This window comes from Acinetobacter sp. ANC 4558, from assembly GCF_002135375.1.
Taxonomy (GTDB): domain Bacteria; phylum Pseudomonadota; class Gammaproteobacteria; order Pseudomonadales; family Moraxellaceae; genus Acinetobacter.
Window position 1 is genome coordinate 271,732 of record NZ_NEGH01000003.1, and the last position, 25,537, is coordinate 297,268.

At 33.2% G+C, this 25,537-nt stretch carries 28 protein-coding genes and 1 riboswitch; of the genes, 10 read left to right on the forward strand and 18 right to left on the reverse strand.

Going from position 1 to position 25,537, the window contains the following annotated elements; translation table 11 throughout:
• Nucleotides 1-43: 43 nt before the first annotated feature.
• The 7 genes from B9T31_RS05840 to B9T31_RS05870 form a co-directional block, all read right to left on the reverse strand.
• The gene (locus B9T31_RS05840; protein ID WP_086181015.1) at nt 44-646 is read right to left on the reverse strand and encodes a nitroreductase family protein; all 603 of its coding nucleotides are present in this window, start codon (nt 644-646) and stop codon (nt 44-46) included.
• A gap of 208 nt (nt 647-854) precedes the next feature.
• The gene (locus B9T31_RS05845) at nt 855-1,346 is read right to left on the reverse strand and encodes a hypothetical protein (protein ID WP_086181016.1); all 492 of its coding nucleotides are present in this window, start codon (nt 1,344-1,346) and stop codon (nt 855-857) included.
• Between the two features lie 449 nt (nt 1,347-1,795).
• Complete coding sequence (fumC, locus tag B9T31_RS05850) at nt 1,796-3,190, reverse strand: class II fumarate hydratase (RefSeq protein WP_086181017.1); 1,395 nt, start codon at nt 3,188-3,190, stop codon at nt 1,796-1,798.
• 139 nt (nt 3,191-3,329) lie between these two features.
• Entirely contained in the window at nt 3,330-4,337 is a 1,008-nt protein-coding gene (locus tag B9T31_RS05855; RefSeq protein ID WP_086181018.1) for an NAD-dependent epimerase/dehydratase family protein, read from the reverse strand.
• 512 nt (nt 4,338-4,849) lie between these two features.
• Nucleotides 4,850-5,035 (reverse strand): hypothetical protein, encoded by a 186-nt coding sequence (locus tag B9T31_RS05860; protein WP_086181019.1) that lies wholly within the window; start codon nt 5,033-5,035, stop codon nt 4,850-4,852.
• Between the two features lie 140 nt (nt 5,036-5,175).
• Nucleotides 5,176-6,099: an AEC family transporter gene (locus B9T31_RS05865; RefSeq protein WP_086181020.1), complete on the reverse strand. Its 924-nt coding sequence runs from the start codon at nt 6,097-6,099 to the stop codon at nt 5,176-5,178.
• Nucleotides 6,100-6,143: 44 nt separating this feature from the next.
• Nucleotides 6,144-7,775 (reverse strand): NAD-dependent malic enzyme, encoded by a 1,632-nt coding sequence (locus B9T31_RS05870; RefSeq protein ID WP_086181021.1) that lies wholly within the window; start codon nt 7,773-7,775, stop codon nt 6,144-6,146.
• 508 nt (nt 7,776-8,283) lie between these two features.
• Here B9T31_RS05870 and B9T31_RS05875 point away from each other — a divergent pair.
• A complete protein-coding gene (locus B9T31_RS05875; RefSeq protein ID WP_086181022.1) occupies nt 8,284-9,195 on the forward strand; it encodes a polysaccharide deacetylase family protein in 912 nt (303 codons plus the stop codon).
• A gap of 74 nt (nt 9,196-9,269) precedes the next feature.
• On the opposite strand, the gene B9T31_RS05880 is transcribed toward B9T31_RS05875, so the two are convergent.
• Both B9T31_RS05880 and B9T31_RS05885 read right to left on the reverse strand, forming a co-directional pair.
• Complete coding sequence (locus tag B9T31_RS05880; protein ID WP_086181023.1) at nt 9,270-9,935, reverse strand: alpha/beta hydrolase; 666 nt, start codon at nt 9,933-9,935, stop codon at nt 9,270-9,272.
• A 239-nt stretch (nt 9,936-10,174) separates the two neighbouring features.
• Nucleotides 10,175-11,080 carry a LysR family transcriptional regulator gene (locus B9T31_RS05885; protein WP_228145987.1) on the reverse strand — a complete coding sequence of 302 codons (906 nt, stop codon included), beginning with the start codon at nt 11,078-11,080 and terminating at the stop codon, nt 10,175-10,177.
• A 93-nt stretch (nt 11,081-11,173) separates the two neighbouring features.
• Here B9T31_RS05885 and B9T31_RS05890 point away from each other — a divergent pair, with 93 nt between their 5' ends.
• Nucleotides 11,174-11,662: a GNAT family N-acetyltransferase gene (locus tag B9T31_RS05890; protein WP_086181025.1), complete on the forward strand. Its 489-nt coding sequence runs from the start codon at nt 11,174-11,176 to the stop codon at nt 11,660-11,662.
• A gap of 98 nt (nt 11,663-11,760) precedes the next feature.
• On the opposite strand, the gene B9T31_RS05895 is transcribed toward B9T31_RS05890, so the two are convergent.
• Complete coding sequence (locus tag B9T31_RS05895; protein ID WP_086181026.1) at nt 11,761-12,051, reverse strand: hypothetical protein; 291 nt, start codon at nt 12,049-12,051, stop codon at nt 11,761-11,763.
• A 454-nt stretch (nt 12,052-12,505) separates the two neighbouring features.
• Here B9T31_RS05895 and B9T31_RS05900 point away from each other — a divergent pair, with 454 nt between their 5' ends.
• Together B9T31_RS05900 and B9T31_RS05905 are read left to right on the forward strand one after the other, a co-directional pair.
• Nucleotides 12,506-14,827 carry a TonB-dependent receptor gene (locus tag B9T31_RS05900; RefSeq protein WP_086181027.1) on the forward strand — a complete coding sequence of 774 codons (2,322 nt, stop codon included), beginning with the start codon at nt 12,506-12,508 and terminating at the stop codon, nt 14,825-14,827.
• Nucleotides 14,828-14,933: 106 nt separating this feature from the next.
• Nucleotides 14,934-15,617 carry a Fe2+-dependent dioxygenase gene (locus B9T31_RS05905; protein WP_086181028.1) on the forward strand — a complete coding sequence of 228 codons (684 nt, stop codon included), beginning with the start codon at nt 14,934-14,936 and terminating at the stop codon, nt 15,615-15,617.
• On the opposite strand, the gene B9T31_RS05910 is transcribed toward B9T31_RS05905, so the two are convergent.
• Nucleotides 15,591-16,883 (reverse strand): sensor histidine kinase, encoded by a 1,293-nt coding sequence (locus tag B9T31_RS05910; RefSeq protein WP_086181029.1) that lies wholly within the window; start codon nt 16,881-16,883, stop codon nt 15,591-15,593. The two genes, B9T31_RS05905 and B9T31_RS05910, sit on opposite strands and share 27 nt — an antisense overlap.
• Complete coding sequence (locus B9T31_RS05915) at nt 16,874-17,542, reverse strand: response regulator transcription factor (protein ID WP_086181030.1); 669 nt, start codon at nt 17,540-17,542, stop codon at nt 16,874-16,876. The genes B9T31_RS05910 and B9T31_RS05915 overlap by 10 nt, the downstream gene beginning before the upstream one ends.
• 474 nt (nt 17,543-18,016) lie before the next feature.
• On the opposite strand from B9T31_RS05915, the gene B9T31_RS17985 reads away from it, so the two are divergent.
• The 6 genes from B9T31_RS17985 (at nt 18,017) to B9T31_RS05945 (ending at nt 20,188) form a co-directional block, all read left to right on the forward strand.
• A complete protein-coding gene (locus B9T31_RS17985) occupies nt 18,017-18,226 on the forward strand; it encodes a hypothetical protein (protein WP_228145988.1) in 210 nt (69 codons plus the stop codon).
• Complete coding sequence (locus tag B9T31_RS05925; RefSeq protein ID WP_086181032.1) at nt 18,223-18,420, forward strand: helix-turn-helix transcriptional regulator; 198 nt, start codon at nt 18,223-18,225, stop codon at nt 18,418-18,420. Before B9T31_RS17985 ends, B9T31_RS05925 begins: the two co-directional genes overlap by 4 nt.
• A 386-nt stretch (nt 18,421-18,806) precedes the next feature.
• Nucleotides 18,807-19,175: a sulfurtransferase complex subunit TusD gene (gene tusD, locus B9T31_RS05930; protein WP_086181033.1), complete on the forward strand. Its 369-nt coding sequence runs from the start codon at nt 18,807-18,809 to the stop codon at nt 19,173-19,175.
• A gap of 42 nt (nt 19,176-19,217) precedes the next feature.
• A complete protein-coding gene (locus B9T31_RS05935) occupies nt 19,218-19,568 on the forward strand; it encodes a hypothetical protein (RefSeq protein WP_086181089.1) in 351 nt (116 codons plus the stop codon).
• A gap of 17 nt (nt 19,569-19,585) precedes the next feature.
• The gene (locus B9T31_RS05940; RefSeq protein ID WP_086181034.1) at nt 19,586-19,864 is read left to right on the forward strand and encodes a hypothetical protein; all 279 of its coding nucleotides are present in this window, start codon (nt 19,586-19,588) and stop codon (nt 19,862-19,864) included.
• A 12-nt stretch (nt 19,865-19,876) separates the two neighbouring features.
• Complete coding sequence (locus tag B9T31_RS05945) at nt 19,877-20,188, forward strand: TusE/DsrC/DsvC family sulfur relay protein (protein WP_086181035.1); 312 nt, start codon at nt 19,877-19,879, stop codon at nt 20,186-20,188.
• A gap of 24 nt (nt 20,189-20,212) precedes the next feature.
• On the opposite strand, the gene B9T31_RS05950 is transcribed toward B9T31_RS05945, so the two are convergent.
• The 6 genes from B9T31_RS05950 to B9T31_RS05975 all read right to left on the reverse strand — a co-directional run bounded on the left by B9T31_RS05950 (nt 20,213) and on the right by B9T31_RS05975 (nt 25,527).
• Nucleotides 20,213-20,569, reverse strand: a complete 357-nt coding sequence (locus B9T31_RS05950) for an SseB family protein (RefSeq protein ID WP_086181036.1) — start codon at nt 20,567-20,569, stop codon at nt 20,213-20,215.
• A 137-nt stretch (nt 20,570-20,706) separates the two neighbouring features.
• Nucleotides 20,707-21,465 (reverse strand): SIMPL domain-containing protein, encoded by a 759-nt coding sequence (locus B9T31_RS05955; protein ID WP_086181037.1) that lies wholly within the window; start codon nt 21,463-21,465, stop codon nt 20,707-20,709.
• 150 nt (nt 21,466-21,615) lie between these two features.
• Entirely contained in the window at nt 21,616-22,857 is a 1,242-nt protein-coding gene (locus tag B9T31_RS05960; protein ID WP_086181038.1) for a D-amino acid dehydrogenase, read from the reverse strand.
• A 131-nt stretch (nt 22,858-22,988) separates the two neighbouring features.
• A riboswitch (glycine riboswitch) is annotated at nt 22,989-23,076 on the reverse strand.
• A 132-nt stretch (nt 23,077-23,208) separates the two neighbouring features.
• On the reverse strand, nt 23,209-24,348 hold the full coding sequence (rodA, locus tag B9T31_RS05965; protein WP_086181039.1) for a rod shape-determining protein RodA: 1,140 nt from the start codon (nt 24,346-24,348) through the stop codon (nt 23,209-23,211).
• Between the two features lie 92 nt (nt 24,349-24,440).
• A complete protein-coding gene (gene ispD / locus B9T31_RS05970; RefSeq protein WP_228145989.1) occupies nt 24,441-25,175 on the reverse strand; it encodes a 2-C-methyl-D-erythritol 4-phosphate cytidylyltransferase in 735 nt (244 codons plus the stop codon).
• Nucleotides 25,138-25,527 (reverse strand): septum formation initiator family protein, encoded by a 390-nt coding sequence (locus B9T31_RS05975; protein WP_086181041.1) that lies wholly within the window; start codon nt 25,525-25,527, stop codon nt 25,138-25,140. Before B9T31_RS05975 ends, ispD begins: the two co-directional genes overlap by 38 nt.
• Nucleotides 25,528-25,537: the final 10 nt, after the last annotated feature.

Below are 25,537 nucleotides of genomic sequence, written 5' to 3' on the forward strand. Positions count from 1 at the left end.
AAAAAATCCCATGATCTGGGATTTTTTACTTATAAACATTATTTTATTTAAAAACTTTAAAACGATGATCATCATTCATATATTCTTTTGCTTTTGCTTCGCCCTCGATTGAACCAAAAACAAGTTGTGCTCGTAATTTCCAATTCACAGGAATATCCCATGCTTGATGAACTTCTTCATCTACAATAGGATTATAGTGTTGTAAAGATGCACCTAGACCTTCTGTATGCAATGCAGCCCAAGTTGCGAATTGAGCAATTGCTGTTGAATGCTCTGACCAAATTGGAAAATTTTCTGCATAAGATGGAAATTGTTTCTGTAAACCTTTTACCACATCTAGATCTTCAAAAAACAAAACCGTCCCAGTTCCTGCAGAAAAACTATCCATTTTTGCTGCAGTTTTTGCTGCTGATTCTTCATCTTTAGCATATGATTTTAATTTTTCTTTTACAAAATTCCAGAACTTTTCATTTTCTGCATTTAATAAAATAACAGCACGTGATGACTGTGAGTTAAATGAAGAAGGGCTTTGTTTTATCGCATTTTGTATCAAATCGATTAAATATTCTGGGCTTTGTTCAATATTTTTACCAATGGCGTAAATTGTACGGCGTTGTGTAATTAAATCAATAAACTGATTTGACATAAATGCATCCTATAACAGTGATTAAATGAATATATTTCATGTTATTCATCTAAAATAATAACATTTAAAATATGACCGTTAATAATGTAGCACACATTTTAATTTTCAATTTACTCAGCTGATAAATTCATAAAAATGTCTTATAAAACATTACAAAACAATCTATAAAAATGATTTATTAAAAATAATTAACATCATTTTTATTTTTTTAAAATTTTGCCTCTACCACATTCAGAGAAATTTTATTCTTCCATAAATCACGTAAAATTGGTAAATAAAACTTCTCGCCTACTTCGACTAATTCTGCATCAATTTGTGCATGAATTTCATGCATCATTAAATAGTCCAATTCAACTGTTGTTAATTTTGTTTGAGTTTTTGCCAATTCTTTGCGTTTAGTTTGTGCTTTTTTAACAATCCCATCTGCGAATACTTTATCTCTGAATTGTGCAATTGTGACTAATCTAAGTTCGATTACTCCCCATCCGCTTAACAATAATTGAAATAACTCAAAATCTTGAGACGTTGATTCCCATGTAATTTCTTCCATATTTTCATTTTCTGGTAAAACAGGAAGTAAAAGCTCCATTACACTTGGAAAAATTTTCTTCAAATCTAAAATAAATTTAACAGGATGCTCGCCTGGGTAATCATTAAATTGAACTTCTTTTTTCGCATCTGTTAAATAAATCGCAAGCATTAAGGTATTCCTTCAGTAAATTACTGTTTTATATTCACTAATTCAAAATTTTACAAATCAATGTAAATAAAAAAATAGCAAGAAAAACTGAAATGTATTTTAACAATTATAACAAGTTATTCAATCACAATTCTTCAAGCTTTCCAGTAATAACTGGAAGTACTTTATCGAATGATTAAATCTATATCTTGTGATTTTTTAATATGTATAACTAATTGCATTTTTTAATTGTGCTATTTATTCAATTTTTTTATGTGATTGGTACATTTTAATTCAAATATTTAACCATTCCTAAGAGCATAATGTTTATTACATATTATTTGAGACACACCCTCAACGTAAAAAATCAGTAATAATATCTTTTATATAGTACTGCATAAAAAATAAAATTACTGATCATTCAATTTAAGATTTATGATACGATCAAATTAATGTCAATTTTACACTCATCATTTCGCATTTGGTGAAACCATATTTTCTGGTCGAACAACTTCATCAAACTGCTCTGCTGTAACAAGTCCTAGTTCAACCGCAACGTGCTTTAATGTTTTGCCTTCTTTATAAGCTGTTTTTGCAACCTTAGCAGCATTTTCATAACCAATCACTGGATTAAGAGCTGTCACTAACATTAAAGAATCATGTAAAAAATGATCGATTTTTTCGTAATTCGGCTCAATACCTACGGCACAATGCTCATTGAAACTATTACATGAATCTCCAAGTAATTGGATAGATTGTAATAAATTAAATGCAATCACTGGCATAAATACATTAAGCTCGAAATTACCCGATGCTCCAGCAACATTAATTGTTGTGTCATTGCCAAGCACTTGAGCAACAACCATTGTCATTGCTTCACTTTGAGTTGGATTCACTTTACCTGGCATAATACTTGAACCTGGTTCATTTTCTGGAATACTTAATTCACCAAAACCACATCGAGGTCCACTCGCTAACCAACGAATATCATTGGCTATTTTATTTAAACTTGCTGCTAATGTTTTTAATGCACCTGAGGCAAATACTGCCGCATCACGCCCAGCTAAAGCTTCAAACTTATTCGGTGCGGTAATAAACGGTAAGCCTGTTAAATTTGCCAATTCAGTTGCAACTTTTTCAGCATAATCTGGGTGTGCATTTAACCCAGTACCCACTGCTGTCCCTCCCAAAGGAAGCTCATATAAACCTTCCAATGCCTGTTGTAAACGTTTTAGTCCATGATCAAGCTGAGAAACATAACCACTAAACTCTTGTCCTAACGTTAATGGTGTTGCATCTTGTAAGTGGGTGCGTCCAATTTTGACAATCTCAGAAAATGCTTTAGATTTTTCTTCTAAAGTATTACGTAAATGAGTTACGGCAGGGATTAAAAGTTCATTAATTTGTAGACTTGCCGCCACATGAATTGCAGTTGGAAATGAATCATTCGTTGATTGCGCACGATTTACGTGGTCATTTGGATGTACTGGTTTTTGTGAACCTAAAGGGTTTCCTAACTTTTGATTCGCAATATTAGCAATGACTTCATTACAGTTCATATTACTTTGAGTGCCAGAACCCGTTTGCCAAACGACCAATGGAAATTGTTCATCCCACTGACCAGAAATTACTTCATCTGCTGCACCCACAATATAATTCGTTAATTCTTGTGGAATTTGTTTTAATTCAGCATTGGTAATTGCTGCGGCTTTTTTCACTAGCCCCATTGCACGAATCATTGGTCTTGGAAGTCTTTCCCCACCAATTTTAAAATTCTGTAAACTACGTTGAGTTTGTGCACCCCACAAAGCGTTGCTTGGTACAGCAACTTCGCCCATTGTGTCATGTTCAATACGTGTTTGCATAGTTAACCTCTAAATCCTTATTAATTTCTTGGCGCTAGCAAAATCTGCATGCTATGGCTACACATTTATATTATGTAATTTAAATGATTTTGTAAATGATAATTATTTACAAAAAAATCTCTTAAATTTTAACCCAATATTACCGCCCATTTAACACTTGATTATAAAATTGCCATTGATCTGAAATCATTTGCTGAATTGTTCTTTTTGCTTGCCAAGATAAACTTTCTTTGGCCTTTATGCTTTGTGTACCAATTTGTGCGAGCTCATGAAAATTATCATACGCATGGCTAATGGCATTAATTTTTTGCCCAGTCACATTTTCAATCACTTGTATTAGACCGATAATAGACAATGTATAACCACCGATATTAAATATTTCTAATATATGTGATTGTAAAGATAACCATTTTAAACTCTGTTCCACAGCTGAACATAAATCTAGAACATGGACAAAACTACGCTCTACGGTAAAGTCTTGTGTCGATGAACATCTTTTTAACTCAATATTCTCACGAATTCCTATAGAAGCTTGCAAAGCTAAAGACACAATATTTTTAGGGAATGGCGGAATCATTTCACCCAAAATAGCATGTTCAAATGCACCAACCACATTTCCTACTCGTAAAATAGTAATTTTCCATTCATTATCAGTAATAAAAGTATCCTGAATAATTTGCTCAACCATCTGTTGTGATCTTATATAAGGATTATCGTAAGCATAATTAATTACAGTATCTTCTGTTAAATTTAGACTCGATCTTCCATAAACTTGTAAACTTGATAAATATATACATGTTCGAATGCCTGTTTGTTGCATTGCACGAAACAAACTCATAATACAACTAACATTTGCGTTATAATATTCCAAAGGTTTTATCACAGATTCGGCAAGCGACTTAAAGCCTGCTGCATGAATTACTGCAGTAATTGGATAAGATTCTAAAACTTTTATTAATGCTGGGGTATTCCGTAAATCTACTTTAACAAATGCAATATATTTTTGAGCGATATATTCAAGGCGTTTTAAAATTTGAAGATTAGAATTAGATAAATTATCTACAATGACAATATCGTGTCCTTTAGTTATTAAGCTTATAGCAATATGAGAACCTAAAAAGCCTAACCCACCTGTTACTAAAATCATTATATAGATACTCCTTATAATTATCAGTACCTTACATATTAATGGTGTAATTTTGGTGTTCTACTCACTTTTTCACAATCATTAAAAGTGAAAAATCAACTCAAAATTTTTCTTGAATCGACTATTTACAAGAGCTTTCTAGGATCATTTTATAGACTTAGAACATTACATATGTTGTAGTTTTGGCTATAATCTGTATTTTACTTATACCAAAAAAGAATCTATAAATTCTTTTTTGTATGTGCTTAATTTTTATTTATTTTTCATAAAATAATTATATTATATCCATTGTTATTAATCTTGATATTGTAACTCTACTTAAAGCAGATAAATAAAAAATTATTTTGAACCTTCTTTTAAACTGATTATCCTACAACCAATCACATACATTCTTGCCACAGATAATTTAAGTCCCCCTTGAAATTCAGCTGATCTGACACCTGATGTATCTTTAACTCAATTTTTAAGGACTTTTGCATCATCTTCATTTTTATGTAATGTGGTTAAATCTTTTAAGCATAATTGGCTTGTTTAAACTTATCGTAATGTTTGTCATTCGCTGAACGTGTTTTATTTTTAATTTGCAACGCATGGGCTTTGTTCATTTTTTCTAAGTTAACTTTTAAATCATTCATTTGAACATGCGCAAGCCAAGAATCGTAAGTTACTTTGTTGTACTTATCGCTAAAATGGCGCACAACTTTAGACTGTTCAGCGCTTTGATGATTCCAAAGAACACCTCATGACTTCAATTCAGAACTAGTCCTAAAAAGAGAAGGATCGCGATTGCGATCCTGCCTTTATGTGTCTATAGAAATTTATTCTATATAACTCAATCTTATAACCATGTTTCAATGACAATAATCCCTAACACGATTGTGACCAAAGAACACAAAGTACTTAAAAATACAGCTGCTGCTGCGTTTTCTTCATATGCTTTATAACTCATTGCAAGTGCTGGCACAGCAGTTGCTGTTGGTAAAATACCAATAATAAAAGCTGATTTTAACAATCCACCTTCTAAACCTAAACCAATCGCAACGACCAAAATAATAATCGCCTGTAGAATATTCTTAATAAAAATATTGCAAAGCATCTCAAAATTGAATTTTAGCTTAATGTGAGAAATCATTAAACCAAGGAAAAATAAGGCTACACCACCCGCACATTTACCCAGCTCATCAACTGAATTATAAAATACGGTTGGAAGTTTAATTCCAGAGATTGCGACAATCGCACCAAGAATAGGTAAAATGACTAAGGGCTGATAAACACTTTTCCAAATTGCACGGCCTATACTTTGCTTTTTATCGCCATTGCCTAATAGCAACATTGCAATAGGTAGAATGATCACGGTATAAATTAAATTACCCATGACCATAGCAATGAGTCCTGAAGAACCAACGGTCGCTAAAAGTACTGGTGGTCCACAATACGCCATATCAGGAAATGACATCGTCAAGGCCTGCATTGTTCCATCACGTCGATTACGTTTAAAAATAAACTTGGCAACAATCAAACCAATAATAAAGGTGATGATTAAGCCCGCAGCTAAAGATAAAAAATAATCAAAATTCAATAAAATACTGGGTGAAACGGTTGCAGCAGAAACAAAAAGTGCTGCTGGTAAAGCAATTTTTACAACAAAATCAGCGAAAGCTTGTTCTGTTTCTTCCTTAAAATATTTCTTTTTCCCACAGATAAATCCGACAAGTAAGCCAACAATAATTGGCCCCATCGCAGAAAGAATAATATGTAGCATAGTCAACTCCCAGTCAGATGTTCCAATACTGCCTTAAACGCGTATTACACCGCTGGATAAGTAGGAGTATAGGCAAGCTGTTGAATATAAACACTAATATCTTCGGGTTGATCAAGAGAAGCAAAACCATGTTGAAAAATATATTCAGCAATTTTAGCGGCAACTTTTAACGATACCGTTAAAATTTCTTTTTGTGGTGGATAAATTAGGCCCATATCTAAATATTCGTTAGAAACCTCTTTCGAGAGTGCTTGTGCTGCAACAATGAACATTTCATCCGTAACTAACTTTGCACCAGTTGCATAAATTGCCATTCCCATTGCAGGAAAAATATAAACATTATTTCCTTGCCCTGGAACAAAGACTTTATTGTTAAAATGTACCGGTGGAAATGGGCTACCGCTGGCAAAAACAGCTTGACCATTTGACCACTGATAAGCTTCTTGTGCTGAGCACTCTGAATGTTCAGTAGGGTTTGAATAAGGGAAAATAATCGGTCGGCTATTATGTTGCGCCATCGCTTCAATTACTGCTTGATCAAAGGCTTTTCCAACCGTAGAAACACCAATAATTGCGGTTGGTTTAAGTGTGTTAATTGCATCAACAAAACGACCAACAGCAGAATGCTCGTGAGCAAATGGTCTTTGGAAATCGGCTAAATCATGACGTTGACTCTGTAATAAACCATGAATATCAAACATCCAGCAATGTGTTCTCGCCTCTTCCTCACTCAATCCTTCCATCATTAAAGCTTTGGTAAATAAGGTCGCAATTCCAACAGCCGCTGTGCCTGCGCCAAAAAATAAAATTCTTTGTGCGGATAACTTCGCTTGAGTAATTCTCAAAGCTGTTTGAATACCCGCCAGTGCAACTGCTGCAGTACCTTGAATATCATCATTAAAACAGCAAACTTTTTCACGATATTTTTCAAGTATTGGTGCTGCGTGTGCGAAAGCAAAATCTTCAAACTGTATACATGCTTTAGGAAAAACTCGCTGCACAGATTGAATAAAAGCATCAATGAATTCATCATACTTTTCACCAGTTACACGCGGTTGTTTTAAACCTAAATACATTGGATCATTTAAACGATCGGCATTATCGGTACCAACATCTAATGTAATCGGCAAAGTTACTTGAGGAGGAACCCCTGCACATGCAGTGTAAAGGGATAATTTACCAATTGGAATTCCCATTCCTCCAATACCTTGGTCACCTAAACCCAAAATACGCTGACCATCAGTCACGACAATAAATCTAACATCTGGTTCATACCAATTTTTTAAAATTTCATCAAGCTCTGCCTGTCGAGTAATAGGTAAATATAAACCTCGGGGACGACGCATAATTTCATCAAATTTTTGGCATGCCTCACCTACTGTCGGAGTATAGACTAATGGCATAAAGTAAGCTGGATCTGACATAAGCGTTTTAAAATACAAAACCTCATCGGTATCAAGCAATGCGGATAAATAAATGTAACGATCTAAATCATTTGCACGACTTTTTACTTGAAACAAAACACGTTGCAATTGTTCATCTTCAGTTTCAACTTTCTCAGGTAATAAACCTAATAAACCAAGTCGTTTTCGCTCTTCTATTGAAAAAGCTGTTCCCTGATTTAAAAGCGAATTATTAAGTACTGTTTCACCCATATATTTTTTTTGATTATTCATGATTTAACTCGAATATTTATTGGTATTTACCAACATATTCCAGTATAAACTTCATAGCAATCAGGGATTTGTGTCTTTATGTTTTGATTAAAAAATTTTAATTAACTTTATTTAAAACAATATTTTATAAATTTAAATAGATTTTTCAAAATATCTTGAATTAGTTTTAAATTTCACATTATTTTGAATAATAACAACTAATTTTCTTAAGTAAAATACGATATCAGTAGAAATAAATTATTTTGAAAGTAAACTAAAAAATCAATTAATCTCAATAAAATTAATAACAATCTATGCGATCTTTACCTTAAACATCTTTGCGATAAATCACTTTAATGCCCTAAGCACCCAAATTCATGTGTTTTTATGTATAAAAGTATTTATCATATAGAATAACCAAGTAATATTTATCAAATAGATTGAACGATCAACTTTCAAATACGGACATAACAGCATCTTAATGCGTGATATCACTTACCTCTACAAAATGGAAGAATAGAGCCTTTTTATGTTTAAAAAAATTATTCTTAGTTTATATTTACTAAGCTTATCTCATATCGCCATTGCAAAAAGCCTCACCTTAAGCTTTGATGACGGATTAGATCCTGATACGAATCCAGATGCATCTCAGATTAATGATGCAATTCTAAATACATTAAAGAAAAATGAAATTTCAGTCATTTTATATCCAAGCCTCAGCAAAGTCGGATCACAAAATGGATTAAGTATTGTTGAAAAGTGGGGAGAACAAGGTCATCGAATTGGCAATCACTCCAACTTACATCTTAATTTAAATAAAAGTGAAGTAACCTTATCTAATTATTTGCAAGATATGCAACAAGGTCATCAAGCTTTCAAGGATTTAACAGGTTTTACTCCTAGATATCGATTCCCTTACTTAAAAGAAGGAAATACAATCGAAAAACGGGACGGTGTCCGTCAATGGCTAACAGAAAATCATTATCAATCTGGTGCGGTTAGCATTGATGCTAGTGATTGGTATTACAATTTACTCTTCTTAAAATATCAGCAAGAAAATGATCAAAATAGTATAAATAAACTCAAACAAGCGTATATCCATCATTTGCTTGACCGAGCACAATATTATGATGGTTTAGCATTACAAACTATCGGGCGTTCGCCAAAGCATGTACTTTTATTACATGTTAGAGCAATTAATGCGGCATGGTTAGAAGATATCATTCAAGCATTTAAACATCAAGGTTGGACCTTTATAGACAGTGATCGTGCCTATCAAGATCCAATTTACCAGCTACAATTTCAAACACTTCCTGCTGGCGAAAGTATTTTATGGAATATTGCAAAGATTTATGGGGTTAAAAATTTACGCTATCCTGCGGAAGATTCGCCCTATGAATATCCAAATTTAATTCAATATGGTTTAAATGTAGAACCTTAATACAATTCATCCATTCATCGATATATTTAAAAGTGTGAATATTTACCTCACACTTTTAAATGAATGATCAATTCTTAAAATGCATTGATCCACGTTTTTATCGGTTCAATCCAAATTTGATTTGGTCTAAAAAAAGCACCATGTTGTTGATTAGTCGTAATTGCTTTTTCTGTGAAAGATGTTATTCGTGGGCTTCTTTCTTGAATTGTCTTACAAGACCCAACCTCATCAGAGGTTTCATAAATCGATAAAACCCGTCCATAGAGTTTTATATTCGGATCACGTTCAATATCACCCAAACATGCTGCAAGAATTACATAATTAATTTTTTCATTTTTTAAAGCATTAGATGCCAAAAGCGTTATTTCTCCACCTCTAGAAAAGCCAATTAATGATATATTTTCAGCCTTCACCCCCAAACGTATTAAGTGTTCTACGTCATGTTTTAACTTATGTGCATATTCATATTTATCGGTATTTTTAGGTCGATGATATGCAATTAGATTATATGCATTGTCACTTAATTGTTCCTTAACATTTGGAAAATCATACATCCCCCATTGTGGTTTTTTAGGGTTAATGGGTGTATCAATATTTCCCTCTAAAATCAAACCATGAGAATAAAATACATATTTCTGATTAGCATCCACCTGAGATGGAAATTCTGTATAAATTTTTCCAGCAGACGTAAAGTTTGATATCAATAATAATATACAACTGATAAATAATGATTTTTTCATTCTTGGCTCTAAAGTTGTGCAGCAATGATCTAAGTGTACAAAGCTGTACGACGATTTAACAAATCTCTATGATGATTTAACAACCAGTATAATCAATAAATAATGGAGAGAAATTTCATAGAGTATCATCTAAAAATATTCAAAATTGTTGCTGAACATGCTCAAATTTAATGTAAACATTTAATTAAAAATCAATTTAATTCAAGAAATATACAAACTTAAATTAAAAACTATTTTTATCATTTAAATATCTCATTAATCTGACTCATTAGCCAAGCTTGAGCATCATTTAAATGCTCTTGCTGTAATGAAAATATCGTAATTTCGTACTCTGGCACATTAAATGATAGTTCAAATATTTCAATCGGATAAATATCTTTAAGTACTTTTGCTGCTCTATACGGCAAGCTAATCATTAAATCTGAATTTTCTATCATATAAGGACTACTCATAATATGAGGCAATTCAACTACTATATTTCTGGTTAAGCCCAGTTTTTTTAAAGATTGATCAATGATTCCTTCATGATCATGCCAAGCATTGATACGAATATGGTTATTTTTAATATACACATCTAAATCAATCGATTGGTATTTTCCTTTTGGAACCACAACAACATATCGATCAGTAAAGCACTTAACAGATTCTATATTTTTGGGTAAAGTTTCTTCTTGCTCCAAATACCCGATGGTTAAATCGATCTTTCCAAGTTGTATATTCTTAAAAGAATTACTTTTATTTTCATGCAGAATCTTAAAGCGAATATTAGGTGCCAATTGTCTACATCTTTGAATAAGTGAAGGTAATATACTAAATGCCGTATATTCAGTGGAATTAATATAAAATTCATAAGTGCTACTTTCACAATTAAACTCTTCATTGCTGAATAAATTTATCGACAGTGTTTCAAGACTATTAAAAATAAATGGTGCGATCTCCTCCGCTTTTTTTGTCGGCTTCATTTCACCCTCAATTCGTATAAAAAGTGGATCGTTTAAAACAGTCCTGAGCCGATTTAAAGCATGACTAAAAGCAGAAGGGCTAATAAATAATGATTCTGCAGCCTGAATAACATTGTGATGTCTATACAAAGCATAGAAAACTGAAAGTAAATTAAGATCAAAATTATGGGGAATTAAATGCATAAATTTCATTATTTGATAGAATAAATTGCATCATATACACTTATAAAATATTTTAGAATAATAACTTCCATCTTTAAAGAACCGCACCGATCTATGAATATTGCAATTCGCCAAGTAACTCCGAATGATATTGATCATTGCTTTGAAATAGAATCTGCTGCATATCCTGCAGAAGAAGCAGCCACGCTTGAAAAAATCAGAATACGTGCTGAACAATATCCTGAGGGATTTATTGTTTTAGAACTCAATCATAAAGTTATTGGTTTTATGAATAGTGGATGTACAGATGAAGTGGTGATGTCTGATGAAAATTTTAAAGAATTAATAGGACATTCGTCTAGTGCCTCTCATATTGTAATTATGTCTGTGGTAATACATCCTGAATTCCAAAGTTTAGGCTATTCTTCTCAGCTTATTCATAATTTTATTAAAATAATGAAAGACCTCAATAAACAGAGCATTCAGTTAATCTGCAAAGATCAGTACGTCAAATTTTATGCAAAGTTTGGTTTTGAATATTGTAAAATTTCAGAATCTAGTCACGGTGGCGAAAAGTGGCATGAAATGCAGTTAATTCTTTGATGATCATTAAACTGCTGATCAAAACCTTATTTTTCTTCTCCTGATTAAATCATATGAGTTTTAAGCAGGAGAAATCTAATTTTGATCTATAACTCAATCTAATTTGTATTGATTTCAGTTTTAAATAATGGATGGGAAGCCTTATATATTTCCAATAATCTTTTTTCATTCTCGATAAAAGATGGGCTTTCCTCACTCCATATTGGTCTTCGCGTATCAAAATCAGAATTCCTCAAAAACCAATCAGAAACCACACCATAGATAAAAGTATCATCTGCAAATACAAATTTCGCAATTTTATTATCTTGGGTATTAATAAAAATTTTATGTGTTGGTATGCACCCTGTCGTACCAATTCGAGTATATCGATATTTATATAAATCAGACATAAATATATATTTTTGTATGTGATTTCCTATACTATACCAAACTATAAAAAAGCTCATCATTTGATAAAATTTAATTTAGATATATTGAATCATTACAAGATCTAAATTGCTTAAATTTAAGATAAAGCAAGACAATTACGTATTCTTATTTAATGTTGGACTATCGTTCTTACATTACTTAAAACTTTAAACTTCTAATAATTCAGCATAAATGAGTAAACTTTTGTTCAAATTTCTAAAAATCAGCACGATTTAAAATAACACCTTCTATACCCTAAATCTACGCTACCCAAGTGATAACAAAGTATCAAGCCAACTTAATTCTTGAAAAAATTCTGACTTCAACGAAAATTTTAAATTCTTTCTCCTTATTCCCCTCATCTTAACAAAATATTAACAACTAAAAAAATATACTCCAAATGCAATTGAAAATCTTTCGCTTTTGAGGTGTGTAATGTCATCAAATACTTATGGCATCAGAGATAAATCCATTCAGTTATTAAAGTTATCCTCTTTAGGGATGCTTATTGGTAGTTCTTTTATCGGACATACCCGTGCAGCCGAATCTCCTGCAGTGGCACTCCCTTTAATCAAGCTTGAAGCTGTATCCAATCAACCTGCCAAAATTGATTCAAACAAATTCACTCAACCTCTCTTAGATACGCCACAAAGTGTCAGTATTGTCTCATCTAAAACAATCAATGAACAAAATGCACAAAGCCTTCAAGATGTTTTGAAAAATGTCGCAGGAATTACCTTTATGTCTGGAGAGGGCAATTTAGGTTGGGGCGATTTATTTTCAATTCGTGGTTTTTCTGCGGAGCAAGCCATTACTGTAGATGGAATTCGAGATGCAGGTATGTCCAACCGCACTGAGAGTTTCAACCTTGAGCAAGCTGAAGTGTTCAAAGGAACAGGTTCAATTGAATCGGGTGCATCAGCAGTGGGTGGTAGTGTAAACCTTGTCAATAAAAAAGCGCACTTAGGCAATTCACGTGATTTTAGTTTTGGTTTAGGTTCTGATCAATATCGTCGTGCTACTGCTGATATTAACCAACAAATTGATGAAACTTCGGTTGTTCGTATCAACTTAATGCGACATTATAATGAAGTATCTGAACGTAATGTCGTCAATAACGATCGTTGGGGCGGCGCAATTGATCTTGCCACAGGTTTAGGTACGGCAACACGTATTCATCTCAACTATCTGCATCAAGATGATGATAATACTCCAGATACTGGTTTACCAATTCAACGTGGTACAGGTGGAAAACGGATGCCAACTGTGGCACGTGACGCTTGGTATGGTGATAAAAACCTGTATACAGATCAAATTAAAAATGATCAAACCACATTTAAAATTGAACATGATCTCAGCAAGAATATTAAATTAAGTAATATCAGCCGCTATCAACAAACTGATCGTTTAACTATTTTAAGCCCTGCCCGTTTTAACAATCTTCTTGGCGAATCTTATGGTTATGTTGGGTCAGATTTATCTGATGGTATTTTGCACGGTTCAACTCCAATTACTTCTGGTTTAGATCCTTTGGCAAAGTTACGTCTAACCTCGCTTACCACGTCTAAACGTTATATCATCGCAGCCAACCAAACCAATGCTGAATTTAAATTTAATACAGGAATCGTTCAGCATGATGTTGCCACTGGGGTTGAACTTTATCGTGAAAGCTATGGTGATTTAGCTCGTAATACTTTAAAAGCAAGCTTAAATCCAACAATTGATTTATCAACACAAGATAAAGGTTTTGATTTAGGTGCTGTCAGCACACGTGTTGGAGATGCAACAAATAAAGCAACCATTCATAATATCGGATATTATTTTAATGATACGCTTAAATTTGGCCCTAAATGGCTACTAAATTTAGGACTACGTTATGATCGATTTGACCTAAAGCAACAGGTCACTAAAAATAATGCCTTAGTAGAATATAAGCAAAATGATGGTGTATGGAGCACCAGAGCTGGCTTGACGTATAAACCAGCAGAAAATGGCAGTATTTATATTTCCTACAGCCAAGCTCAACAACCTTCAGCAGTTGGTGCAACCACAAATAATAACATTTATGGTTCAAATTCAGAGAGCAATTACAAACCTGCCAAAGCCAAAACGACAGAATTAGGCACAAAGTGGGATGTGCTTAATCAACAATTATCATTAACTGCGGCACTTTATCGTACTGAACTTTCAGATAGTTGGGAATATGGTGACGATGAATATGTCGTACGTCAGTTGCCTGCGAAACGAGTTGATGGTTTGGAACTCACCGCATCAGGGCAAATTACTGATCGTTGGAATATCACGACAAGTTATAGCTATATGCATGGCAAAATTACCAAAGGTGTCAATGAAGGCGCTGAACCAAAGAATTTACCTAAAAATAGTTTCAGTTTATGGAACACTTATAATGTCAGTGATCAGTTGAACCTAAGCTATGGGCTACAATATGTAGGTGAGCGTCGTTATAGTGATAATATTTACGTAGGTGGTTTATCCAACAACAGCAGTAATGCAATTTATAATGGCAAACTTTATCCAGTCATGGTCAAAGATAATGAAAGAGCACCAAGTTACTGGTTGTCTTCAGTTGCTACACATTATAAATACAACGATCAAATCGGTTTTGGTTTAAATATTGATAATCTTTTCAATAAGTTTTATTACAGCCGAATTGCTGCTTCTTTGGATGGTTATCAACTCTATGGTATTCCAGGTGCTGGACGTACATTTGTTGCAACTGTTGATTTTCATTTTTAAACTTTAGATTTTAAATCTTATCAAGATTGACCTTATTCTCGATAAGGTCAATCATAAACTCAAAACATTCTTCTGCAACCATTTTGAAATATCGACAGATAATCATATGATCATTGAAATAAAATCCGTATTCAGTCCAGACGAAGCTGCACAATTATGTCAACAATTAAAGATACAATCATGGGTGAATGGCAAACAAACTGCTGGTATACAATCATCACAAGTGAAAGAAAATTTACAGTTAGATGAAGATAATCCTTTTGCAATCCAGTTAGGTCAAGAGTTAATTCAACGTATCAGTCAAAATGCATTATTTATGTCATTTTCTTTGCCTAAACGCATCTATCCGCCTCTCTTTAACCGTTATCATCATGGTGGGCATTTTGGTTTTCATATTGATAATGCAATTCGTGGCATTAAAGGTGTCAAAGAACGTGTTCGTACAGATTTATCCGCTACATTATTTTTGTCCGATCCCGATAGCTATGAAGGCGGTGAATTAGTCATTCGCGATACCTATGGCGAACAAAAAATTAAACTCAAAGCTGGAGACATGATTGTTTATCCTGGAACCAGTGTACATCGCGTCAATCCAGTCACAGATGGCGAACGTTTTGCTGCATTTTTTTGGATAGAAAGTTTAGTTCGCGAACAATCACAACGTTCCATTCTTTTTGATATGGATATTGCAATTCAGACCTTAACTGCTGAACATGCTCATCCAAATGCTTTATTACAACTGACTGGAAATTATCATAATTTACTACGAATGTGGAGCGATGTCATGTAAGCTTTTAGATGATTTAATCTGAAAATGTGAACCATGGTTAGGACTTGAAGACAACGTAATTTTCCAATCAAGGTATTGGCAAATACGCTGTACCAATGATAATCCTAAACCTAAATTATGCTGAGAAGCATGCTGATAGCGTACAAATGGATCGAAAACATCAGATTGTTCAACTTCATCTATACCAATTCCATTGTCAAAGACACAAAAACCTGTATCTTCAAGTACAATGGTAACTTGAGTGTGCACACCACCATATTCAACCGCATTTTTGATTAAATTCATTAAAATCGTATAAGTGAAAATATACGGATAAGATATATTCGTAGTTTGCTGTTGCCGTAAAATTAATTCAATTTGATTGTTTTGGGCTAAATCCTGACAATCTGCAATCGCCTGCTCTGCAATCTCAAATAAAAACATTTTTTCAATATTTTGATCAATTGGATTTTGCCGTGCTAAATCAAGATATACCTGTACACGTGCCAAAATATTTTCCGCTGATTTTTGAATTTTCAAGATTCGATTCAACTGTTTTTCTGTCATTGAATTTTGACTTAATAATTCACAACTGCTTAAAATCACCATTAAAGGACTACGTAATTCATGACTTAAATCTGCACTGAATAACTTTTCACGTTGTAATGTAATAAATAATTTCTGATAAACGTCATCAAAGGCCTGTGCAACACGACCAATTTCATTTTCAGGAAAATGTTGACTCAATTGAAGCATGTTCTCAGCCTGATATTGTTGACGCACCAAACGTTCAAGTTGTTCAATCGGATGCACAATAAAACGAATAGTGAGAAGTACTAAACCTAAACTTAGCACGCCACTGGTCAAAAAAATCGCGAGAATAATTAAAATTAAATAAATTTTATTGCTTTCAAATAACGTGTAATCACGAATTAAAATATAACGCTGATCTGGATAATCCTTGATCATTACATGCCATAACACGTCATCTTGATTAATTTTATGAAAACCAGAATTGAATGATTTTAGCCAATCTGGGAAATCATTTTGTTGTTTTAATCCATGGAAGAATCGATTTTTACGACCAACATCTTCACCATGTAAATATTGCTGACGAATCCGATCGAGTGCCAGTCCCATATCAATATTTTGTAATTCTTGTTCAATTTGTTTTAATCCCGCAAAACTCAATGCGATAAAAATACTGCTCATAAATAAAGTAAAACTGACAAATAAGATGATCAATTGTGTTTTTAACTTTTGCACAGGCAATTTTTTTATCCGCATATTTTAAAACCGACACCATGTACAGTCTGTAACAAAGTACCGTTAAAAGGTTTATCAATAACTTGACGAATCAAATGAATATGTGTGCGTAAGCTATCACTATTCGGCACTTCATCTTTCCAGAGATTTCTTTCTAACTCTTGTCTTGATACAACATTTGGACTTTCTTTCATTAATTTTTCAAGTACAGCCAGTGCAATTGGAGGTAAATGTAATATTTGCTGATCACGGGTTAGTTTTCGAGTTCCTAGGTCTAATCTAAGGTCAGCCACTTGTAAAACTTGTGGATAATTTAATTGATTACATCGTTTTAAAAGCGCAACTATTCGTGCATGTAATTCGGACAAAGCAAAAGGTTTAACTAGATAGTCCTCTGCACCATATGAAAAGCCATCTAAACGATCTTGTAGCTGATCACGTGCAGAAATCATAATAATCGGAATATTGGGTAGTTGCTCCTTAATACGCTGACATAATTGAAAGCCATTCATTCTAGGTAAATTAATATCTAATAGAATCAATGAGTAATTATTCTTTTGTAATAAATTTAAAGCTTGAATTGCATTCGTTGCAAAGTCTAAAATGTACTTCTTTTCTTCAAGATATTCAGAAATATTTTCTAAAATATCAAGATCATCTTCAACCATCAAGATATGCATACATTTTTCATTACAAAGTGAGAATGATTATTATAATATTTTGTAATAAAAATAACACTATTAAATAAATCTTAACGCATTTATATATTTCATATTAATGGAATAAGAATACTCTCTTCATTCATTTTTTGATTGTATTAAAATCATTCTGCCTTCTCTTTGTCTTCTAAAGATGTCCTGACTTTTTAGCTTTAATAACTCATTGAAGTTAGGTCATGATTATTTTATGTTTAAAAAGTAAAGTTTCCTTTACATTGAAAATTTAATACACTATTATTTGTAAAGTTTCCTTTACATTTGAGCAATATGAAAAAATTTAGATATCCTTTAGAATTAGGTGTAAGTTTAGTCCTATATTTGATCGTACTGATATTATCTTTAAACTATCTTAAACGAGATCAAATAGATTACACTGTACAGATTATTGTTACTTTATTACCTGTTTTACCCTGCTTACTTACTATAGTTAGTGTTGTGAGACTTATTACCCGCTTGGATGAATTACAACGGCAAATTCAATTATATGCACTTGCCTTTGCTTTTACTGCCACGGCATTCGCTAGTTTTAGTTATGGATTTTTAGAAAACATAGGCTTCCCTCAATTATCAATGTTTGTCATATGGCCTGTAATGGCTACTTTATGGGGCGTTGGCGTTGCAATTGGTGTTTGGCGTTATCGATGAAAAATATTGTCTCCGAATTAAGAAATAAACAGGGATGGTCGCAGCAACAACTTGCTGAATATTTAAGTGTATCCCGCCAGACTATTAATGCGATTGAAAAAGGACGCTATGACCCTAGTCTGCCTTTAGCGTTCAAACTTTCAAAGATTTTTAATCTATCGATTGAGACAATTTTCCAAGATGAATCAAATTAAGCGGCTTGATTTTCATCCTATCCTTTTTAGCATTTAACGTTCCAAGACTTAATCACAAAATACGTTCAATTGCTCTCATATGAGGGCTTTTGCAATTTCACATACATATAATAATGTTCAATATCATACAAAAAAAATCATGTCATCAATCTATTTACACTGAAACAAAAAATTAATTGGTTGGAAAATTTGTTTTAGATTAAAAAAGTTGAATAATTTTAAGATACTAGATATTGCTTAATCATTTGATTTAATCAGATTATTGGTAAAATACTATCGATAGGTCTTATTAATTTATTTAGATGACACCTAAAATCATTGTATAATGGTGCTTCTTTCAGAATTTATATATCTCTAGAGTTGATAGCTCTATTTAGTGAATATCGATGAGTACCCTATTATTAATTACATCTGCACCGACTTCGATTCATGCTTGGCATGCATTTGGACTAGCTCAAGCACTCAAAAATATGAATGAAGAATTTCGTGTCTTTTTCTATCAAGATGGTGTTTATATCGCAAATAATTTACAGTGGGTACCAGATGACCAACGTAATTTAAAAAATGAGTGGCAAAACTTATCTATTCGCTTGCCTGTTTGTGTGAGTGCTGCATTAAACCGAGGAATTACAGATGCTGAAAATGCCAAGAGACACCAACTTAGCCAACATAATTTAGCTTGTGGCTTTGAATTAGTGGGACTTGGCGAGCTTGCAGATGCAGTACAAACTGCAGATCGCTTAATTCAGTTTTAATTTTTTATTTGGTAATGCCTGGCGTTTTAAAAGGTGAATGATGTGAAATCTGTACTCGTTATCTTAACTAAATCCAATTTAAATAGTTTACAGATATATGAAAGTTTGTCTGCAACCATGGTACTTGCAACATTTGGTTGTGACGTAAAAGTTCTCCTACAAGATGCAGCATTAAATTTATTAAAATCAGAACTACAATTTAATTCCTTAAAACATGCTTTTAAGCTTGCGTCTAATTTGGTCGATAGTTTTGAATTTTATGATTTAAGCCCAATTTATCTGGAAAAACACCAACAATCTCACTTAGATGTATTCAAAAACCATCCAGATATTGAATTTATTGAACTTAATTCACAATTCATCAAACAATTTGATCATGTTTTATATTGGTAAATTTTGAGAATGACATTATGTCGACACTTTTTTTAATTCAGTCAGATTTTGCTGCTACACCACATATCTTGAATAAATTACAATCTTTATATATGCAAGATGATTTTATTATTTTAATGGGCGAAGCGGTACAATTTATTACAGATGCATTTCTTCAAACTTTAAACAAAATTTATTTGCTTGAGACAGACTGCGATACCTTAATGAATCTCGATATAAAAAATATTGAAATTATTCAATATCAAGATTTTGCAAAACTGTGCATACAACACACTCGCTGTATTAGTTTAAAATAATTTGAGATTTTTATGACTTTAGAACTTGATCAAGATGGGCATTTACTCGATTACACCATTTGGAATGAACATGTCGCGCAAGAACTTGCCAATACAATTTCTTTAGAATTGACCCCATGGCATTTTGAAATTTTAAATGCAGTGCGTCAGTTTTATCAACAATATGGTCACTCCCCCGCGACACGTCCCTTGATTAAATTTTTGATGAAAACCATTCACCCCGAAATAAATAATGCAATTTTGCAAGAAAAATTTAATACTGGTTTGGTTGCACGACATTTAAGTCGATTAGCGGGTATTCCTAAACCTGCTAATTGCTTATAAATTTATTCAATCTTTTTCCAACATTTATGTTGCATGCATGTCCAAAATTATTTGAATTTCTTCTGGCTGAAATACCTTGTGTAAAGTTGATGTTGGATTAAGAATAAGTATCGCTCCTTGCGTCATTTCAAATAATTTTTTAGTTTTTAGCAAAATATATTCTGTTTCTATTCCTATATCCTGATGAATTTGTGCCAAAGTCAGAAAAAAGGGAATCGCTTGTTCCCCTTCAGATGTTTCAAAAACTCTGAACTGTATTTCATTGGCATTATTTTGTTGCGCAATACAATAAATATCAGCAACAAGTAATTGTTCAATAAAATCTGGGATTAAATTATAGTGCCTTTGAGTTTGTTGAAAAAGTTGCTCTAAATGACTCATATATTCTCTTCATATTATTTTATAAATAAAGAATAAAGTAGATCTATCTTATAAATTTATCTCTCTACTTTATTCCTTGCGATCTTCTTAATTAATGAATTAAAAATGATACAACCAACACCATCAAGACTAATCGTTTATTCAATTGAATAATTAATGGTCACGACCACACGAGCAATTTTATTAATCGTTTCTTTATCATAAGCTCCACCATAATCACTGCCATCATCGGAACCATTCTCAGGTAAAATATAAAATGCACCTTGACTTGCTGAACGCATAGCACCAACTTTAACATTTCCAACTTTAGCAAACTCATTCGCACGGCTATGCGCATTTTTAGTTGCATTAGCAATTAAAGACATTTTTATTTCTTCTAAATTAGAAACTAAATACGCAGGGTTCTGTTCAATACTAATTCCTTTTTCATCCAATAAATATGCATCTTTTGCTGCCTTTTCAATTTTTTGAATATCTCGTGTGTTAATTACTAAAGGCTGAGTTGCAAGATAACCTCGAAACTCTCGTGTCGTACGTCCCTCGCCAATATCCACATCTTCATAATATGATTGTGAACTTTTATTGCCCAACTGAATTTCTGTGGCTTTAATTCCATGTTCAATAAAGAAGTTTTGCAATAACTTCATTTGTTGATCAATTAATTCATAGGCTTGTGAAACATTCTCAGATGCATGTTGGGTCTGAAGACGAATTTCCCAGCGTGCTGTATCTGCACGGATTGGCTTTTCCGCTAAGCCTTTTACTGTAATCGAGTTTTTTGTGGTATTGAGTTGTTTAAATGAATACCCAATAATAGCCGCAGAAAGCGCTAATCCTAAACTTAAAATTAATGCAAAAACCCAAAATGTTTTAGCTGAAATATCTTTATTTTCCATCATGCACACTCTTAAAATAATAAATGCTTTTTTACTTAATTATCAAACTTGATGATATAAAAAATATGGTTAAACATAAATTTCAAGTCTTACACAAGCAATCCAACATCAATGTTTATCATTTTAGGTTCTTAACATCAAACAATATCACTAAATTGGAATTTTTTTAAAAATTTCTTGTCCTATGATTGCTGCAGTTGCAGCCGCCAGTGTCCAACCTAAATGCCCATGCCCTGTATTATAAAAAATGCGTTTTCTCTTGCCTTGTTTCATCACTGGCATCATATTCGGCATCATAGGTCTTAAACCTGCCCAAGGTACAACATGTTCAGTACATATATCAAAATGTCTGTTGGTCCAATCAATCAATGGTTGAATACGATCTGCTCGAATATCTCGATTATAACCATTAAATTCAGCAGTTCCTGCAACTCTAAAGCGATGCATACCTAAGCGTGAAGCGACAATTTTACTGCTCTCATCTAATAAGCTCACCCAAGGCGTATTTTTTATCGAACGTTCATCATTAATATTCACTGTGATTGAATAGCCTTTTACAGGATAAACATTAATGCGATCTCCTAGCATATTTGCCAACTGATAACTCCCCACACCAGCACATACTAAAATAGCATCAGCAGAGATTTTTTCATCGCCAAAATCTGTTCTGATATTTTCTTTACTATGTCGGTAAATCAATTCAATGCCATGCTCATAATGTTGAACAGTTAAAGCTTCTGTACCAAATAAAAATTTCACGCCTTTGTCTTTACAAACTCCGGCCAAACCTACGGTAAATTTATGAATATCTCCAGTTGCATCTGCGGGGCAGTAAAATCCTCCGAAATATTCCTCCGTCAATGTAGGTTCAATACTTTTAATTTCTTGTGGTGATACTGCATATCGTTCTAAACCACTTTGGGTTAATAATTGATTTACTCGTATGGCGTCATCATAGTCATGTTGATTATGATAAAAATGTAAAATTCCTCTTTTTTCTAAATTAAATTCAATATTTTCTTGTGTTGCAATTTCAAATAACCGATTTCTTGCCATCAATGCCAAGCGAACTGTTTCTCGAGTATTCATTTCATAATTTTTAATCTGACCTAAAAATTCCATTAGCCATGTATACTTATGCACACTAAAAGAAGGATTGAGCAATAAGGGTGCAGATTTTTGCGACATCCATTTAATGCCCTTAAATACGGTCGATTTTTGATTCCAAACCTCCGCATTACACGCAGACAATTGTCCACCATTTGCAAATGAAGTTTCCATTGCTGGATATAAATGTTTATCTAAAACTGTGACTTGATAACCTAAATTAATCAACTCATACGCAGATGTGACACCCGTAATGCCTGCACCAATGATAATAATATGTGACATAAACACTCCCTAAGAATATTTTATATTCTTGTGTTTACCCCATCTGTCATTGTTACCTGAGAGCTTCGATTAAACTTAATCATTTAACCTTCCCCTTCGGTGAGTATAAAAAATACTTCTCTCCAGATTTTTGAATTATTACAGTCCTTTTGCCTGAGAGTTTCCGGGGCTGTTGCTCCTTCGGCGAACACTATTGTGTTTCTCTCCTGCAATAATTGCTTATTTGTTTTATTATGCAAAAAACATTCCAGTTTTTTGCATTTTACTCAATGTTTGTACTTATTCAATGACTATGCCAGATATTCAATTTTTTTAAAACTTTTTTATCATGTAGTACTTTTAATTTCATACTTAGCGATGCGTATGAATAGACATTACAATTCCCATACTTGCCAAGAGTACAATCACAGCCGTTCCGCCATAACTCATTAAAGGCAAAGGATCTCCTGTCACAGGTAAAATTCCGCTCACCATACCTGAATTCAGAAAAACAAAGAAAAAGAATGTTAAGCCTGTTGCACCAGCAAACAAACGACCGAAATTATGAAAACAGTTCATTCCAATCATTAAACAACGAATAATAATGGCTGCAAATAAACTGATAAGTAAAAATACGCCAACAAAACCAAACTCCTCAGCATAAGTTGACATGATAAAATCAGTATGATGTTCAGGCAAATATCCCAAATGAGATTGTGTTCCCTCTGTGAAACCTTTTCCAACTACACCACCAGAACCAATGGCAATTTTAGATTGAATAATATTCCAACCTGCTCCCAAGGCATCAGATTCTGGATCAAATAAAGTTAATACACGCTTTTTTTGATATTCTTGCAAAACAAACATCCAGAGCACAGGCGCAATAATTGCAAAACCAGTTAACGCACCTAAAATTAATCGCCAAGACATTCCGCTTAAAAATAAAACAAAGATTCCTGGAATAATTAAACCAATATTTAAATCGGGTTGTAATGCCACCAAAATAAAAGGAATCATCATCAGTAGAAATGCAATAACAATATGCATAAATTTAGGTGGAAATGGCTTTAATGAAAAATACCATGCCATCATTAAAGGCATAGCAAATTTCATAAACTCACTGGGTTGCATACTTCCAATAGCAGGTAAACTAATCCATCGCTTCGCGCCTAACCGCTTTTCGCCAATGACCAGCACTAATAATAGAAGTAATGTTGCAATGAGATATAAATATGGTGCTAAAGATTGATAAACTTTAGGCGGAATTTGTGCACAAATAAATAATGCAATAAATCCGACCCCAAAACTAATGGATTGGCGAATGAGCATACCCGAATCTTCTGCTGTCGCACTATAGACAACCATTAAACCTAAAATTGAATTCAAGATTAAAAAGCATAAAAGCCATGGATCTAAATGTAGCTTTGCCCATCTGCTTGGCACATCACTTTTCATGCTTCTACCATCACGCAATGCATGACGTAAAAAACGATACTGCTGGGAAGGTATCATTTCATTCAATTTTCATATTAAAAAATATAGCCTGAATTATAGAATTAAAGCTAGAAAGTGTGAATCATTAAAAACCATACTCTTGTTTCTTTTTAATACAATAACGATTCTTTTTGAGATTCTAAAATAAGTTTGGCAAGCACTAAGTCTTCTGGATAAGTAATTTTAATATTATCTGCTCGCCCTTGAACCAGCATAACCGCTTCATCGATAAACTCTAAAGCACTTGCTTCATCGGTAATATTTATATTCGCTGCCAATGCTTCTTCTATGGCATGTTTTAATATACCAATTCGACTCACTTGAGGGGTTTGTGCTTGCCACATTAAATGACGATCTACTGTTTTTTCAATAACTGCATGCACTTTTTCTTTTTTTAAGGTATCTCGTACTGGCGTTGCTAAAATAGCATTCTGGTTATTAGAGATTGCAGAGGTGATTAATTTTTCTAGCGAAGCGACATCAACACATGGGCGCGCTGCATCATGGACCAAGACCCAATCCTCTTGAGATGCGATTTGACTTAAATAGATTAAAGCATTTAAAACAGAATTTACCCGTTCTCGACCACCAAGACAAAAATGTATTTTTGTTGCATGTTCAAAACTTAAAGTTTTTACAAAATCATCTTGCTCGCTCACTGCAAGCACACAACCTGCTAAATCTAATTGATTAATTCGCTCTACCGTATGTTGTAAAACAGTTTTATTCTGAATTAATTGATATTGCTTTAACTCTGTTTTGGAGAATCTTGAACCCGAACCAGCAGCAGGTATAATTGCCCAAATTTTATTGTTCTGGTGGAAGTTCATTGGGTTCTTGTTCATTGGTTCTTAAATCATTGGCATATGGATTCACATACACAGGCTTATATTGCGTACTAATTGTACTCATTTGTATAAATGTTTCATGCGGTTTAATTAAACCTAAGTCTAATCTTGCATGCTCTTCCATGGCTTCAATACCATTTTTGAGATCATAAACTTCTGCCGCCAAAATGCGGTTCCGTTCTTTTAATTCACTATTCAATTCAGCTTGTTGCTGTATTTTTTGATTGAGTTTCTGGTGTTCAAAATATCCACCTTCACCAAACCAATAGAGGTACTGAAACCCTGCGATCAAAATGATCGCAAGGCCCAATAATACTTTGCTCATGGTTGAGCTAAAAATGCTTAACATTTAAATGCGA

Excerpts from the sequence above, each read along its gene's own strand:
- B9T31_RS05840 (WP_086181015.1), bottom strand. The coding sequence starts at position 646 with ATGTCAAATCAGTTTATTGATTTAATTACACAACGCCGTACAATTTAC.
- B9T31_RS05845 (WP_086181016.1), bottom strand. The coding sequence starts at position 1,346 with ATGCTTGCGATTTATTTAACAGATGCGAAAAAAGAAGTTCAATTTAAT.
- fumC (WP_086181017.1), bottom strand. The coding sequence starts at position 3,190 with ATGCAAACACGTATTGAACATGACACAATGGGCGAAGTTGCTGTACCA.
- B9T31_RS05855 (WP_086181018.1), bottom strand. The coding sequence starts at position 4,337 with ATGATTTTAGTAACAGGTGGGTTAGGCTTTTTAGGTTCTCATATTGCT.
- B9T31_RS05865 (WP_086181020.1), bottom strand. The coding sequence starts at position 6,099 with ATGCTACATATTATTCTTTCTGCGATGGGGCCAATTATTGTTGGCTTA.
- B9T31_RS05870 (WP_086181021.1), bottom strand. The coding sequence starts at position 7,775 with ATGAATAATCAAAAAAAATATATGGGTGAAACAGTACTTAATAATTCG.
- B9T31_RS05875 (WP_086181022.1), top strand. The coding sequence starts at position 8,284 with ATGTTTAAAAAAATTATTCTTAGTTTATATTTACTAAGCTTATCTCAT.
- B9T31_RS05880 (WP_086181023.1), bottom strand. The coding sequence starts at position 9,935 with ATGAAAAAATCATTATTTATCAGTTGTATATTATTATTGATATCAAAC.
- B9T31_RS05885 (WP_228145987.1), bottom strand. The coding sequence starts at position 11,080 with ATGCATTTAATTCCCCATAATTTTGATCTTAATTTACTTTCAGTTTTC.
- B9T31_RS05890 (WP_086181025.1), top strand. The coding sequence starts at position 11,174 with ATGAATATTGCAATTCGCCAAGTAACTCCGAATGATATTGATCATTGC.
- B9T31_RS05895 (WP_086181026.1), bottom strand. The coding sequence starts at position 12,051 with ATGTCTGATTTATATAAATATCGATATACTCGAATTGGTACGACAGGG.
- B9T31_RS05900 (WP_086181027.1), top strand. The coding sequence starts at position 12,506 with ATGTCATCAAATACTTATGGCATCAGAGATAAATCCATTCAGTTATTA.
- B9T31_RS05905 (WP_086181028.1), top strand. The coding sequence starts at position 14,934 with ATGATCATTGAAATAAAATCCGTATTCAGTCCAGACGAAGCTGCACAA.
- B9T31_RS05910 (WP_086181029.1), bottom strand. The coding sequence starts at position 16,883 with ATGCGGATAAAAAAATTGCCTGTGCAAAAGTTAAAAACACAATTGATC.
- B9T31_RS05915 (WP_086181030.1), bottom strand. The coding sequence starts at position 17,542 with ATGCATATCTTGATGGTTGAAGATGATCTTGATATTTTAGAAAATATT.
- B9T31_RS05925 (WP_086181032.1), top strand. The coding sequence starts at position 18,223 with ATGAAAAATATTGTCTCCGAATTAAGAAATAAACAGGGATGGTCGCAG.
- tusD (WP_086181033.1), top strand. The coding sequence starts at position 18,807 with ATGAGTACCCTATTATTAATTACATCTGCACCGACTTCGATTCATGCT.
- B9T31_RS05940 (WP_086181034.1), top strand. The coding sequence starts at position 19,586 with ATGTCGACACTTTTTTTAATTCAGTCAGATTTTGCTGCTACACCACAT.
- B9T31_RS05945 (WP_086181035.1), top strand. The coding sequence starts at position 19,877 with ATGACTTTAGAACTTGATCAAGATGGGCATTTACTCGATTACACCATT.
- B9T31_RS05950 (WP_086181036.1), bottom strand. The coding sequence starts at position 20,569 with ATGAGTCATTTAGAGCAACTTTTTCAACAAACTCAAAGGCACTATAAT.
- B9T31_RS05955 (WP_086181037.1), bottom strand. The coding sequence starts at position 21,465 with ATGGAAAATAAAGATATTTCAGCTAAAACATTTTGGGTTTTTGCATTA.
- B9T31_RS05960 (WP_086181038.1), bottom strand. The coding sequence starts at position 22,857 with ATGTCACATATTATTATCATTGGTGCAGGCATTACGGGTGTCACATCT.
- rodA (WP_086181039.1), bottom strand. The coding sequence starts at position 24,348 with ATGATACCTTCCCAGCAGTATCGTTTTTTACGTCATGCATTGCGTGAT.
- ispD (WP_228145989.1), bottom strand. The coding sequence starts at position 25,175 with ATGAACAAGAACCCAATGAACTTCCACCAGAACAATAAAATTTGGGCA.
- B9T31_RS05975 (WP_086181041.1), bottom strand. The coding sequence starts at position 25,527 with ATGTTAAGCATTTTTAGCTCAACCATGAGCAAAGTATTATTGGGCCTT.